Annotated in this window: 9 protein-coding genes and 1 pseudogene; 6 read left to right on the top strand and 4 right to left on the bottom strand. The window is 62.9% G+C overall.

Features of this window, described 5'->3' with window-relative positions; translation table 11 throughout:
- Positions 1–105 precede the first annotated feature (105 nt).
- Positions 106–1575 carry an exodeoxyribonuclease VII large subunit gene (gene xseA, locus LOC54_RS08730; protein ID WP_279313430.1) on the bottom strand — a complete coding sequence of 490 codons (1470 nt, stop codon included), beginning with the start codon at positions 1573–1575 and terminating at the stop codon, positions 106–108.
- A 60-nt stretch (positions 1576–1635) separates the two neighbouring features.
- On the bottom strand, positions 1636–3432 hold the full coding sequence (aspS, locus tag LOC54_RS08725) for an aspartate--tRNA ligase (RefSeq protein WP_279313431.1): 1797 nt from the start codon (positions 3430–3432) through the stop codon (positions 1636–1638).
- 205 nt (positions 3433–3637) lie between these two features.
- Here aspS and LOC54_RS08720 point away from each other — a divergent pair.
- Positions 3638–4966, top strand: a pseudogene (locus tag LOC54_RS08720) (DUF2254 domain-containing protein).
- Between the two features lie 5 nt (positions 4967–4971).
- Here the strand turns inward: LOC54_RS08720 and trpE are convergent.
- Positions 4972–6543 (bottom strand): anthranilate synthase component I, encoded by a 1572-nt coding sequence (trpE, locus tag LOC54_RS08715; protein ID WP_279313429.1) that lies wholly within the window; start codon positions 6541–6543, stop codon positions 4972–4974.
- Complete coding sequence (locus tag LOC54_RS08710; RefSeq protein ID WP_279313428.1) at positions 6536–8473, bottom strand: peptidylprolyl isomerase; 1938 nt, start codon at positions 8471–8473, stop codon at positions 6536–6538. The genes trpE and LOC54_RS08710 overlap by 8 nt, the downstream gene beginning before the upstream one ends.
- A gap of 292 nt (positions 8474–8765) precedes the next feature.
- Here LOC54_RS08710 and tpiA point away from each other — a divergent pair, with 292 nt between their 5' ends.
- From tpiA to kdsA, 5 genes are all read left to right on the top strand, one after another.
- The gene (gene tpiA / locus LOC54_RS08705) at positions 8766–9509 is read left to right on the top strand and encodes a triose-phosphate isomerase (protein WP_279313427.1); all 744 of its coding nucleotides are present in this window, start codon (positions 8766–8768) and stop codon (positions 9507–9509) included.
- A 31-nt stretch (positions 9510–9540) separates the two neighbouring features.
- Positions 9541–9894, top strand: a complete 354-nt coding sequence (gene secG / locus LOC54_RS08700; RefSeq protein WP_279313426.1) for a preprotein translocase subunit SecG — start codon at positions 9541–9543, stop codon at positions 9892–9894.
- Between the two features lie 224 nt (positions 9895–10118).
- Entirely contained in the window at positions 10119–10436 is a 318-nt protein-coding gene (locus tag LOC54_RS08695) for a helix-turn-helix domain-containing protein (RefSeq protein WP_279313425.1), read from the top strand.
- 72 nt (positions 10437–10508) lie between these two features.
- A complete protein-coding gene (locus LOC54_RS08690; protein WP_279313424.1) occupies positions 10509–12140 on the top strand; it encodes a CTP synthase in 1632 nt (543 codons plus the stop codon).
- Complete coding sequence (kdsA, locus tag LOC54_RS08685) at positions 12137–12967, top strand: 3-deoxy-8-phosphooctulonate synthase (protein WP_279313423.1); 831 nt, start codon at positions 12137–12139, stop codon at positions 12965–12967. The genes LOC54_RS08690 and kdsA overlap by 4 nt, the downstream gene beginning before the upstream one ends.
- Positions 12968–13133: the final 166 nt, after the last annotated feature.

The following is a 13133-nucleotide window of genomic DNA, read 5'->3' as shown; positions in this document are numbered from 1 at the left end:
CATCCACAGGTCTCCGTAAAGACCAGCGTTGAATCACGTCCAAGCCAGTCTGAGAAGATCTTTTGTCAACAGAACCTGGGGAATCTGAATAAAAGCTTTCCGGACTCAGAAATCGAAAATCTGCTGCGACGTCTCCTTGCGCTGACCCTCGATCCGCGCAGCCTTCTGACCATCGGCAAAACTCAGTGTCACACGCTTTCCCGCACTCAGGGAGGCCGCAGTCGTCACGGGATGCCCGGCATCATCCGTCACCATCGCATAACCACGTGCGAGGACAGACTGAGGAGAAACGCTCTCCAGACGCCCGGCAAGCGCCTCAAGACGCAGCCTGTCCTCCCGGCACAACGCCTCCAGCCGCCCGGCCGGAAGCCTCAGAGCCTTACAGGACGCGGCAGACCGCTCCACAGACCGGCGTATCGCACCGCCAAGCTCTGACCCCGCCAGCGCGAGCTTTCCCGCGCGCTGCGTAATCAGCGCAAGCGGCACCGGCAGATGCCGCTCCGTTTCCACAAGAACGGATCGCTTAAGCGCCATGACCGACGGCAGAGCCATCTCCAGCCGGTGAATCCGGTCATCAAGTCGCATCCTGGCCGTATCCGTCACGGATGAAAGATCAGGAAGCCCCGCCACCGCACGATCCAGCCTCATGCGTCCCGTCTGACACAGACGGGCAAGTCCGCCGGCCATTGCCGCGGCTCTCTGCTCGATCTGTGCAAGAAGATCCAGACGCACGGGAACGGCCATTTCCGCCGCTGCCGTCGGCGTCGGGGCACGACGGTCTGACGCGAAATCGATCAGGGTCGTATCCGTCTCATGCCCGACCGCGGACAGAAGCGGGATCGGACAGGCCGCCGCCGCACGCACCACCGCCTCATCATTGAACGCCATCAGATCTTCCAGAGACCCGCCGCCGCGCGCAACGATCAGCACATCCGGCCGCGGCACCGGGCCATCTGGCGGAAGCGCCCCGAATCCCTCAATCGCAGCCGCAATCTGAGCGGCGGCGCCCTCTCCCTGCACCGCCACCGGCCAGACCAGTATCCGGCGCGGAAACCGCCGGGCAATCGTTGTCCTGATATCGTGCAGAACCGCGCCCTGTGCAGAGGTCACAACCCCCACAATTTCCGGCAGCAGCGGAAACGGACGTTTGCGTGCCTCATCAAACAGACCCTCTGCCGCCAGTTTCTGACGCAGACGCTCGATCCGGGCGAGCATCGCTCCCTCACCCGCATACTCCATCCGCTCGACAATAAGCTGATAGCCCGAACGCTCGCCATACGAGGAGACCTTACCGGTCGCGATGATCTCCAGTCCGTTCTCCGGCACGAGCCCCAGACGGCTGACAGACCCGCGCCAGACAACGCCGGAAATCTTTCCGCCCTCATCCTTGAGCGAAAAATACAGATGCCCCGAGGCATATCTCTTGAATTCGGTAATCTCGCCGCGCACACGCACGCGCCCGAACGTCCCTTCGAGCGTACGCTTGATGGCCCCGGAAATTTCCGAAACCGTAAATTCGGGCGTGTTCCGGCCAGGTGCGGTCCGGGCGGAATCTTCAGAAGGAACGTCAGCCATCAGGGCAGTCTATGCCATGTCAGTCCGGCAGAGAACTCCTCCCCGCCGGACGGTTCGCTCTCAGTCTTTCTTCACCACGGGTTTCGGCTTCGGCAGATCAGGCGCGAGATGCAGCTCTTTCATGCGCGCGGGCTCGATCGTGGTCGGAGCCCCCATCATCAGATCCTCTCCCTGCTGATTGAGCGGGAAGAGCGTGACCTCGCGGATATTCGGCTCATCCGCCAGCAGCATCACCATACGGTCAACCCCCGGTGCCGCACCGCCATGCGGAGGCGCGCCATAGCGGAAGGCATTGAGCATACCGCCGAACCGGGCCTCAACCTCAGACTCGGGATAGCCCGCAATCTCGAACGCCCGGATCATCACCTCCGGCAGATGATTCCGGATCGCTCCGGAGGACAGCTCAATGCCGTTGCAGACGATGTCATACTGATAGGCGTTGATCTCCAGAGGGTTTTTCGTATTCAGCGCCTCAAGGCCGCCCTGCGGCATGGAGAACGGGTTGTGGGAGAAATCGACCTGCCCCGTCTCCTCGTTCATCTCGAACATCGGAAAATCGACAACCCAGCAGAACTCGAATCGGCCTTCCTCAATCAGCTCCAGCTCGGTTGCAATCTTCGTGCGGACCAGACCGGAGAATTTCGAAACCTCACCTTCCGGACCGGCGGCGAAGAACACCGCATCACCCGGCTTCAGCCCGGCTTTCTCACGGATGGCCTCAACGCGCTCCGCTTCCAGATTCTTCGCGATCGGTCCCTTGCCGCCATCAGCGTCGAAAATGATATAGCCCAGACCGCCCGCACCGTTCTCACGCGCCCATGTGTTGAGCTTGTCGAAGAAGGCCCGCGGACGCGAACCGGCTCCCGGAGCCGGAATCGCACGGATACGCCCGCCGGATGCCGCAATCTTCGCGAACAGCCCGAAGCCGGACCCGTCAAACGCCTCCGTCACGTCAGAAATCAGCAGCGGATTACGCAGATCAGGCTTGTCAGAGCCATAGACCGCCATCGCCTCGGCATAGGGAATGCGCCGGAACGGAGCCGGGCTGACCGGACGCCCGCCGCCGAACTCACGGAAAACACCCTCCATCACCGGCTCAAGCGTCGCGAAAACCTCTTCCTGAGTGGCAAAGGCCATCTCGAAATCGAGCTGATAGAACTCACCCGGTGAACGGTCCGCACGCGCCGCCTCATCACGAAAGCACGGAGCTATCTGGAAATAACGGTCCAGACCGCCGACCATGGCCAGCTGCTTGAACTGCTGCGGCGCCTGGGGCAGCGCATAGAACTTGCCGGGATGCAGACGCGCAGGCACCAGAAAGTCACGCGCGCCTTCCGGAGACGATGCCGTCAGGATGGGCGTCTGGAATTCCGTAAATCCGGCCTCAACCATACGATTACGCAGGCTCGCGATCACGCGGGAACGCAGAAACATGTTCTGCCGCACCTTCTCCCGGCGGAGATCGATATAGCGGTATTTAAGACGCAGATCCTCAGGCGTGTTCTCCGAACCCGCCACCTGGAACGGCAGAACCGCAGCCGCGGACTGTACCGTGAACTCCGCCGCACGAAGCTCGATATCGCCGGTCGGCAGGTTGGGGTTGCGCGTGCTCTCCTCGCGCAGGACCACCTCACCCGTCACCGTCACGACACTCTCGACACGGGTCTGCTCAGCCGTCTCCAGCACCGGAGAACCCGCCGGGATCACGATCTGCGTCATGCCCGTATGATCACGCAGATCGATGAACAGAAGTCCGCCGTGATCGCGCTTGCTGTGAACCCAGCCGGAAAGCCGCACGGTCTGTCCGGCGTCACCCGCACGGAGCGCCGCGCAGCTATGGGTACGATAGGGATGCATGGGCAGATCCTGCTCAGTCTGATCAGTCACGGCGGAGAATATATCCGCACAAGGGTTAGGAAGGTCCGGAAAAAGCGTGCCGCGCCCGGACTGTCAACCCTGTGCAGGCAACCCGTACGGCATTACAGCGTTGGGCCGCCGGAAACATAACGCTCAACATAACATTCCGGCCTCTCCCTCCGGACTGTTTTCCCGGAGACATATCATGCGGCGGCGGCGCTGGATTCTGAATCAGATCACGCGAAAACTCTGGTACAGATCCGTGGTCATCGGTTTTCTCGGCATCATGGCCGGCACCGCGGCACTGGTCGTGCAGAAATACTTCCCCGGACATATCTCGGCCAGAGTCGGCGCAAACGCCGTGGACAGCGTCCTGAGCATCATCGCCTCCAGCATGCTGACCGTCACGACATTCTCCCTCAGCGTCATGACCTCCGCCTACGGCTATGCCACCAGCGACGTCACCCCACGCGCGACACGGCTCGTGATGGAGGACAAGGTCGCCCGCAACGTTCTGGGCACGTTCATCGGCTCCTTCCTGTTCAGCATGATCGGCATCATCGCCCTGCGGACCGGCGCCTATAACGAGGAAGGCCGCGTGGTGATGTTCGTCTTCACCGTCGGCGTCGTCATCCTGATCGTCGTCTCCCTGCTGCGCTGGATCGACCACCTCACACGCCTGGGCCGCGTCGGGGAAACCACGGAACTGGTCGAGAAAGTCGCGCGTGAAGCCATCGAGGAGAGACTGAAAACGCCGTGGCTCGGCGGGCTGTGCGGAGACGATATCGAAGAGAAAATGCCCCCCGGCTGTACCGCCGTAAAAGCAGGCTGCGTCGGCTATATCCAGCGGATAGACATGGACCATCTCGCGCGCTGCTGCCAGGACGGCAGACGGCGCATTTTCGTGGATGCCGTCCCCGGCTCCACAACCTATCCCTAGACGATCCTGGCCTGGGTCACCCTGCCGTCAGACCCGGTGGACCGGGAAGAGGAAGAGGCCATCCGCAGGGAAATATACAGCTCATTCTTCATCGGTAATGAGCGCAGCTTCCTGCAGGATCCGCGATTTGGAATGATGGTGCTGGCAAAAGCCGGAGAGCGCGCCCTCTCGGCCGCCATCAACGATCCGGGAACGGCCATCGACGTGATCGGACGCCTGACACGCCTGCTCACCCTATGGTCAGGCATCACCGAAGCACGGGAAAAGTCCGAACCCGAATATCCCTATATCTACGTACCTTCCCTGAAATCCGAAGACCTGTTCGAGGACTCCTTCCTGCTCATCTCCCGGGACGGAGCCGGCCTGATCGAAATCCAGCTGAAGCTGCAGAAAGCCCTGTATTCCCTGTGCCAGATCGGTGATCAGGAATTCCGCAACGCGGCCCTCAAACAGGCCGCCCTGGCATCGGAGCGCGCAAAAACCGCGCTTCCGCCCGTGGACGGGCACAGGCTGGCAGAAGTGACGGAACGCCTGGCAGCCGAGTACGCAGCCCGGACAGCCGCGGAAAAAACTGCCGAGAACGCCCGTGCCTGATCAGATCAGGATGACCCGGCGCCGTCCCCGGCATGCTGCCTGATCGCAACCTCGGCCGCGCGGAACAGCGCGCGGGCCTTGTGCTGCGTTTCCTCATATTCCAGCTTCGGCACGCTGTCTGCAACAACACCGCACCCGGCCTGAACATGCATCAGGCCGTCCTTCACGACAGCCATACGCAGCCCGATACAGGTGTCCATATCCCCACCGGCACCGAAATATCCGATGCAGCCGGCATAGGTCGCCCGGCGGGTGCGCTCCACCTCGTCAATGATCTCCATCGCGCGTATCTTGGGCGCACCGGTCAGCGTCCCGGCCGGGAAAGCAGCGATCAGTGCATCCAGCGCCTCAAGACCGGGCCGGAGCACGCCTTCCACATTGGAGGAAATATGCATGACATGGCTGAACCGCTCGATCACGAACTGCTCGGTCACCTTCACGCTGCCTGACTGGCTGACACGCCCGACATCGTTCCGGCCGAGATCGATCAGCATCAGATGCTCGGCCCGCTCCTTCTCATCGGCCAGAAGATCCGCCTCAAGCCGCGCATCCTCCTCCGCCGTGCTGCCTCGCGGACGCGTTCCCGCCAGCGGACGCACCGTCACCTTCCCGTCGCGCAGCCGCACCAGAATCTCCGGCGATGATCCGACCAGAGAGAAATCCCCGAAATCGAGATGGAACAGAAACGGCGCGGGATTGACCCGGCGGAGCGCACGATACAGCGCCAGGGAGGGAAGCGTGAACGTCGTGGAGAAACGCTGGCTCGGCACCACCTGGAACGCATCACCCGCAGCAATATATTCCTGTATCCTCTCCACCATCGCGCAGAAATCCGCTTCGGAAAACGGAGAGGACGGCACGGGCAGCTCAGCCTGGGGCGGCACGGAAGCCGCCACAGGAACGGGCGCCTCCAGGCACGCACGCGCACGCGCGATCAGCGCCGTCGCCCGGTCAAACGCCTCTCCCGCCTCACCGTCTGCCCCGGGCACAGCAGCTCCGGGACGCACCGGCGCGGCAAGGATCAGCTCATCCGTCACGCCGTCGAAAATCGCGAACAGACCCGGCCGCATCAGCACGGCCTCCGGCAGGTTCAGATCATCGGGCGGCGCATCGGGAAGACGCTCCATCTGCCGCACCATGTCGTATCCGAGATAGCCGAACACCCCGGCCGTCATCGGCGGCAGCCCGTCCGCCAGCTCCAGACGGCTTTCGCTGATAAGATCGCGCAGCCCGTCAAGCGGAGTTCCGGGAACCTCACTGAACGCCTCCGGATCAGTCTCCGGCGTCCGGTTCACCGCCGCCCGGCCGGAATGACAGCGCCAGATCAGATCCGGCTTCAGCGCGATGACGGAATAGCGCCCGCGCGATACGCCGCCCTCCACGCTCTCCAGCAGCATCGTATGCCGCCCGTCATTCCCGTCCAGCTCCTGCAGCCGCAGACAGGCCGCAACCGGTGTCAGCAGATCCGCAGGACAGACGGAAAACACAACCGAAGCCCGCCCCTCCTGCCAGGCACGCACACAGGCCTCGCGGGAAGGAGAAACCGGAGATCCCGAGCGCAGGAAACCGTCATTCATGATCACCATCTCCCAGACCCGCCTGGTTCTGCGCGATCTCCACACCGCGGCTGATGATTTTCGGCTTCGCGACATCGGACAGCGTGCGCACGAACGCCTCCAGAACATCATCGGAGAGCGAGCCGGTCATGCCGTCCCGTATCTGGTTCATGCCGATAATATCGTCTTTCGCCTCGGGATGGACGATGCGGGTCACCGTCACGACGATATAGTTCCCGCTGTCCTCTCCCATGAAGCTTACGCCTGCAGGCATGTTCTGGATCTGCGCGGCAAGATCAGCCGGAATGCCGGCTGATTCACGGGAGCGCGACACCATCACGCCCTTGCTGACCTCAGCCCCCGCCGGCGCAACGGCCGCAATGCCGCCCTTCTCCTTTGCCGCGATATAAAGCCCCGTGGCCTTCACATTCGCCTCATGCTGCATCTGCGCATCGCGCCAGGCTGCAAGCACCCTGATCCTCACCTCATCAAAAGGCGGGAGCTTACCAGGTTCGATCTCATCAACAGAAACGGCAAACCATCCCTCAGACGGCTTTCCCGGCTTGCCCGGAACCTCCGTCAGCACGGCCGGAGCCCCCTTCTTCTGTGCGAAAATCTGTGCCGTAACCGCCTTGCGGATCGCCTCCGAACCCGGCATCGGCGCGGGCTCACCCTCTTTCGTCAGCCCTGCCGCATCCAGAAAGCCCGAAGCCGCCGCAGCCCCCAGATCCGTGGGAATGGAATCCAGATCACCACCGGCAATCACGTCCTGCAGCTTACGCGCGTTCTGCGCCATCGCCTCGGGGGCACCCACCTCGGTCACCTGACGCCGCAGATCCTCCTTCGCCTGATCGAAGGACGTATCATGCGGCGGCGTGATCTTCGTCACGCGGAACACGACCTGCCCCGTCCCGGTCTTCACAGGCCCCGTGACGTCATTCAGCGCGGCACCGAACACTGCCTTCTGCAGCGCCCTGTCCGGCAGGGTCGCAGAACGGGCGTCGGGGAACTCCACCGCAACCAGACCTTTCGCCTGATCACGGACCTGGGCCCAGTCCGCTCCGCCTTTCCACAGGGTCGCGATCGCCTGCGCCGCCGCCTCGTCATTTGCCGTCACCATCTGCAGGCTACGCAGCTCCGGCACATGATAGCGGGAGGACTGCTCATCATAGAGCTTATGCAGGGTGTCATCAGACACGCTCAGAACCCGGGCGACGGTCTCCGGCGACAGCACGACGATCTTCGCGTGACGATATTCCCTGGTCCGGAACAGCCACGGATGATTGCTGTAAAACCGCCTGAGCACGGCCTCATCCGGATCAGCGGGAGCCTCCTGAGACGCGAACGGAATCCGCAGCACATCCGCAACCCGCGTCTCCGTCTCCCAGCCATAGATCCGCGTAATCGCCAGCCTGGAAACCCGTGCCGCCCCCGAAACCGGCCCGAGCATCGCGCGGACGGTCAGCTCGTCACGCATGATATCCAGAAAACGGTTCTCCGTCAGATTCTGCTGGCTGAGATATGAATTGAATCGGGACCGGTCAAACCGCCCGTCCGGTCCGTGAAACACCGGCAGGGAAAAAATCTCATCCCTGATGACATCGTCCGGAACCGTAATCCCGTAACGGCGCGCCGCCTCCAGAAGCTGCTTCTGCCCGATCAGACCGTTCAGAACATCACGCACGATACCGGCGCGGAACATCTGCGGAATCTGCTCCGGCCCGGGCACGCCCAGACGCTGCGCCATTCCGGGCAGCTGCTGGCGCAGCGCCGTCGTCAGCTCCGCCGTCGTCACCTGCCGGGAGCCGACATAGGCCGCAACATCCCCCTTCTCGCTTATTCCTGTCAGAATATCGCCCACACCCCAGCCGACAAAGGCAAGGAACAGTACGGCAGCCAGGATACGCCCGGCCCATGAATCAACGACAAAACGGCGAAGAAGAGAGATCATGCAGAAGTCAGCCTGAAAAACAGAATATTCAATACCCTGGCGCCGATCCGGACGGACCGGGCGGAGACGGGGTACCATATGCGCCAGGAACGCACTTGACCAGAAGGCGGACAATTCCGCCCCGCTCATCCGGTCGCCCTTATGCCAGCAGAACATACGGAGCTTGCCCCGTCTCCGCCCGTGGGCTACTCCTCGCCACTGACAGAAACTGAAACGCGTCTGCCCGCCGCCCCCGTCATACCGGTAAGAACCGGCAGGGAAAACGGGCGGGAGCGCAGCACGGGGTGGCGTCATGAGCAGACAGATCATTGTCGGCAACTGGAAAATGAACGGACTGACAGCGGACTCCGCAGAGCGCGCCCGCACGATCGCGGCCGGGCTTCCCGCCGGAAGCTCCGCAGAGGTCGTGATCTGCCCGCCCTTCACCCAGCTGGCCGCCCTCGCCTCCATCGTAAAGGACACCCGCGTCGGACTTGGCGCGCAGAACTGCCACAAGGATGAGAAAGGCGCGCATACGGGCGACATCTCCCCGCAGATGCTGACCGATCTTGGCGTGTCATATGTCATTCTCGGACATTCCGAACGCCGCCAGAACCACGGCGAGATCGACGAGACCGTGCGTGAGAAGGCCGTCGCGGCCACGAAAGCCGGACTGACACCGATCGTCTGCATCGGAGAGACGGAAGACCAGCGCCAGTCCGGAGAAACACAGAACACCCTGGGATGGCAGATCAAGGGATCGCTGCCCGACGGATTCTCCGGCATCCTGGCCTATGAACCCATATGGGCGATCGGAACCGGCCTCGCCGCCACGCCGGACGACATCCGCGAAACACTGAGCTTCCTCCGCGCGGAGCTGATCCGCCAGTTCGGAGAGACCGGAAAATCCATCTCCATTCTTTATGGCGGCTCCGTCAGCGCGGATAACGCTGCCGAAATCCTCGCCATCCAGGATGTGGGCGGCGCACTGGTCGGCGGCGCAAGCCTCAAGCCCGACGCCTTCCTCTCCATCGTCCGCGCAGCCTCGGCAGGCTGACCGCGCTCTTTATGCATAACCGGAACCGTTCATGACCACCGTCCTCCTGATTCTGCACCTCTTCGTCACGGTCGCCCTGATCGCCACCATCCTGATCCAGCGCAGCGAGGGCGGCGGACTGGGAATCGGCAGCTCCCAGGGCATGGGCGCGTTCATGACCGGCCGCGGCACGGCCAATCTGCTGACACGCACCACCTCGGTCCTCGCCGCCATCTTCATGGTCCTCTCGCTCTCTCTCGCGGTTCTCAATCGCGGCGCGCTGTCCTCCTCATCGCACGACATCCTGGCCTCACCGCCGCCCGCCGCTCCGGCAGCAGCCACGCCCACGACAACAGCACCTGCAACAGCGACAGCTCCGGCAGCCTCAGCACCGCAGCAGCACTGACGACAGATCCCGCCTCCCGGATCCGCGCAGCCGGACGGAGAAAATATGCCGGAACGAACAGGCCCTGGCAGACCCGCCGGCACCTCCCTCCCCCGTATAGCTATCCGTACAGATGCTATCTCAACTCCTCCTGCGCCATCACACCGGTCAGAATCGTCAGCTTTAACCGAGACCGGCTCCGAGAGGCGCTGATCCAGCCCCCCCTGCTCCAGAACGACATGCTGATGAAGTCCATCGCCGATATCCGGGTCTCACAGCGTCACGCGCTGATGCTGACCGAGCAGCCCGCAGGACGCAGGCTGGCCGTATTCCTCCTCGAATTCATCCGCTCACCAGATTGTTTCCGGCAGGATACAGGCATCCTCACCCTGCTGGTCACGCGTGAGGACATCGCAGAATATCTCGGCATGACCACCGAAACCCTCAGCCGGCCCCTGACGGAACTCGTCCGCCTGAAGCTTGTAGAGCGCGTCTCCCTCCGCGAACTCCGGCTCTGCATCAGCGGCCTGGAACAGTTCGCCGGGGAAGCCCTGCACCCGTAAGACCACCGCAACCGAAATTTCCCTGATTCCGCCCTTCCATCCCCCCCGCCCGGCGGTGTAGGGAAGCCTTCCATGACGCGATTCATTTTCATCACCGGCGGCGTGGTCTCCTCACTCGGAAAGGGAATCGCTTCAGCGGCTCTCGCGGCACTCCTCCAGGCACGCGGATACAAGGTCCGCCTGCGCAAGCTCGACCCGTACCTGAACGTCGATCCCGGGACCATGAGCCCCTATCAGCATGGCGAGGTTTTCGTCACGGATGACGGCGCGGAAACGGATCTCGATCTCGGACATTACGAGCGCTTCACCGGCGTCAACGCCACTCGCGCCGACAACGCAACCACCGGCCGGATCTATTCCGACGTCATCGCCAGAGAACGCCGCGGAGACTATCTCGGCGGAACCGTGCAGGTCATCCCGCACATCACCGACGCCATCAAGGAACGCGTCGTCGCCGAGACCGAAGGCCTGGACTTCGTCCTCGTCGAAATCGGCGGCACGGTCGGCGATATCGAAAGCCTGCCCTTCCTTGAGGCCATCCGGCAGCTCCGCAACGATCTCGGCACGGACAACACGCTGTTCGTGCATCTGACACTGCTGCCCTGGATTCCCTCCGCAGGTGAGCTCAAGACCAAGCCGACGCAGCATTCCGTCAAGGAACTGCAGAATGTCGGTATCCAGGCCCAGATCCTGCTCTGCCGCTGCGACCGGCCGATTCCCGAGAACGAACGCCGGAAAATCGCGAATTTCTGCAATGTCCGCCCCGAAGCGGTCATCGCTGCCCGCGACGTGGACACGATCTATGCCTGCCCGCTGTCCTATCACGCGGAGGGCATGGACACGGAAGTCCTGCGCTACTTCAATCTCCCCTTCGATCAGGAGCCGGATCTCTCGGCCTGGCAGCGCATCGTCAGCGCCCTGCGCGACCCTGAAGGGGAGGTCCGCATCGCCGTCGTCGGCAAATACACGGCAATGCTCGACAGCTATAAATCCCTGATCGAAGCCCTGCTGCACGGCGGGATCGCCAACCGCGTGAAGGTCCGGCTCGACTGGATCGAGGCCGAGGTGTTCGAGAAAAACAGCGGCGCCATCGCGCAGCTGAACGATGCACACGGCATCCTCGTGCCCGGCGGCTTCGGAGAACGCGGCTCGGGCGGCAAGATCGAGGCCGTGCGCTACGCACGCGAGAACGGCATCCCCTTCCTCGGCATCTGCTTCGGCATGCAGATGGCCGTGATCGAATGCGCCCGCAACCTCGCGGGCATCACGGATGCCTCCTCCACCGAATTCGGTCCGGCAAAGGAACCGCTGGTCGGACTGATGACCGAATGGGCACGCGGCAACGAGATGCTCCGCCGCCGTGAAGGCGGAGAACTCGGCGGCACGATGCGCCTTGGCGGCTATCCCGCAAAACTCGCCGCCGGATCACGCGCTGCGGAAATCTACGGCAAAACCGAGATCCGGGAGCGGCACCGCCACCGCTACGAGGTCAACGTGCATTACCGCGACCGCCTGGAGCAGACCGGCCTCCGATTCTCCGGCATGTCTCCTGACGGAATTCTGCCGGAAGTCATCGAATACCCCGATCACCCCTGGTTCGTCGCCGTGCAGTACCACCCGGAACTGATCTCCCGCCCGTTCGCCCCCCACCCGCTGTTCTCCGGCTTCATCGGTGCGGCACTCAGCCGGTCGCGCAGCACATGACCCCTCAGAAAACAGTCCGGGCCGGGCAGTTGCAGATCGCCGCAAACCTGCCCTTCGTCCTGATCGCCGGCCCCTGTCAGATCGAATCCGCCGCCCATGCCATGGGTATGGCCGCAGCACTCACGGAGATCTGCACCGATGCCGGAATCAGCCTGATCTATAAAAGCTCGTTCGACAAGGCCAACCGCACCAGCCTCAATGCGGGCCGCGGCGTCGGCATGGATCAGGGCCTTACGATTCTCTCCGATATCCGCAGCAGATTCGGCCTCCCCGTACTGACGGACGTACACGCACCGGAGCAGTGCGCACCTGCAGCACAGGCCGTGGACGTCCTGCAGATCCCCGCCTTTTTGTGCCGCCAGACAGATCTTCTGCTTGCCGCAGGCGAGACGGGCGCTGCGATAAACGTAAAAAAAGGCCAGTTTCTCGCGCCCTGGGATATGAAGCACGTTGCCGCCAAGATCGCCTCAACCGGCAATGAGAACATCATGCTGTGCGAACGCGGCACGAGCTTTGGCTACAACACCCTCATCAACGACATGCGCGGCCTGCCGATCATGGCGGAAACCGGCTGGCCGGTGATCTACGACGCAACCCACTCCGTCCAGCAGCCGGGCGGCCTGGGCGGCGCGTCGGGCGGACAGCGGGAATTCGCCCCCATACTGGCCCGTGCGGCACTGGCCATCGGCGTGGCCGGTATTTTCATGGAAACGCATGAAGACCCGGACCGCGCCCCCAGCGACGGCCCGAACATGGTCCCGCTGCGCGATCTGCCCGGAATCCTCAGCCGGTTCCAGCAGATCGACAACCTGGTCAAAAGCTTCTGAAACCGACGGCTGCTCTCCTGCAGCCCGTCAGCTGCGAGAGAACACATCTCGGAAGAACTTGCCCGCCCATTCTGATCTCCGCACTAGCCCTAGCAGCCTGTCGGGTTGGGGTACTCTGTGAAGTGGTGATGTTGTAAGGTGGTGAGATGAGCAGCTTCATCCCGTT

Source organism: Acetobacter sp. AN02 (assembly GCF_029759835.1).
Classification (GTDB): Bacteria; Pseudomonadota; Alphaproteobacteria; order Acetobacterales; family Acetobacteraceae; genus Acetobacter.
This window is presented reverse-complemented; position numbering and strand designations above follow the sequence as displayed.

Excerpts from the sequence above, each read along its gene's own strand:
- xseA (WP_279313430.1), bottom strand. The coding sequence starts at position 1,575 with ATGGCTGACGTTCCTTCTGAAGATTCCGCCCGGACCGCACCTGGCCGG.
- aspS (WP_279313431.1), bottom strand. The coding sequence starts at position 3,432 with ATGCATCCCTATCGTACCCATAGCTGCGCGGCGCTCCGTGCGGGTGAC.
- trpE (WP_279313429.1), bottom strand. The coding sequence starts at position 6,543 with ATGAATGACGGTTTCCTGCGCTCGGGATCTCCGGTTTCTCCTTCCCGC.
- LOC54_RS08710 (WP_279313428.1), bottom strand. The coding sequence starts at position 8,473 with ATGATCTCTCTTCTTCGCCGTTTTGTCGTTGATTCATGGGCCGGGCGT.
- tpiA (WP_279313427.1), top strand. The coding sequence starts at position 8,766 with ATGAGCAGACAGATCATTGTCGGCAACTGGAAAATGAACGGACTGACA.
- secG (WP_279313426.1), top strand. The coding sequence starts at position 9,541 with ATGACCACCGTCCTCCTGATTCTGCACCTCTTCGTCACGGTCGCCCTG.
- LOC54_RS08695 (WP_279313425.1), top strand. The coding sequence starts at position 10,119 with ATGAAGTCCATCGCCGATATCCGGGTCTCACAGCGTCACGCGCTGATG.
- LOC54_RS08690 (WP_279313424.1), top strand. The coding sequence starts at position 10,509 with ATGACGCGATTCATTTTCATCACCGGCGGCGTGGTCTCCTCACTCGGA.
- kdsA (WP_279313423.1), top strand. The coding sequence starts at position 12,137 with ATGACCCCTCAGAAAACAGTCCGGGCCGGGCAGTTGCAGATCGCCGCA.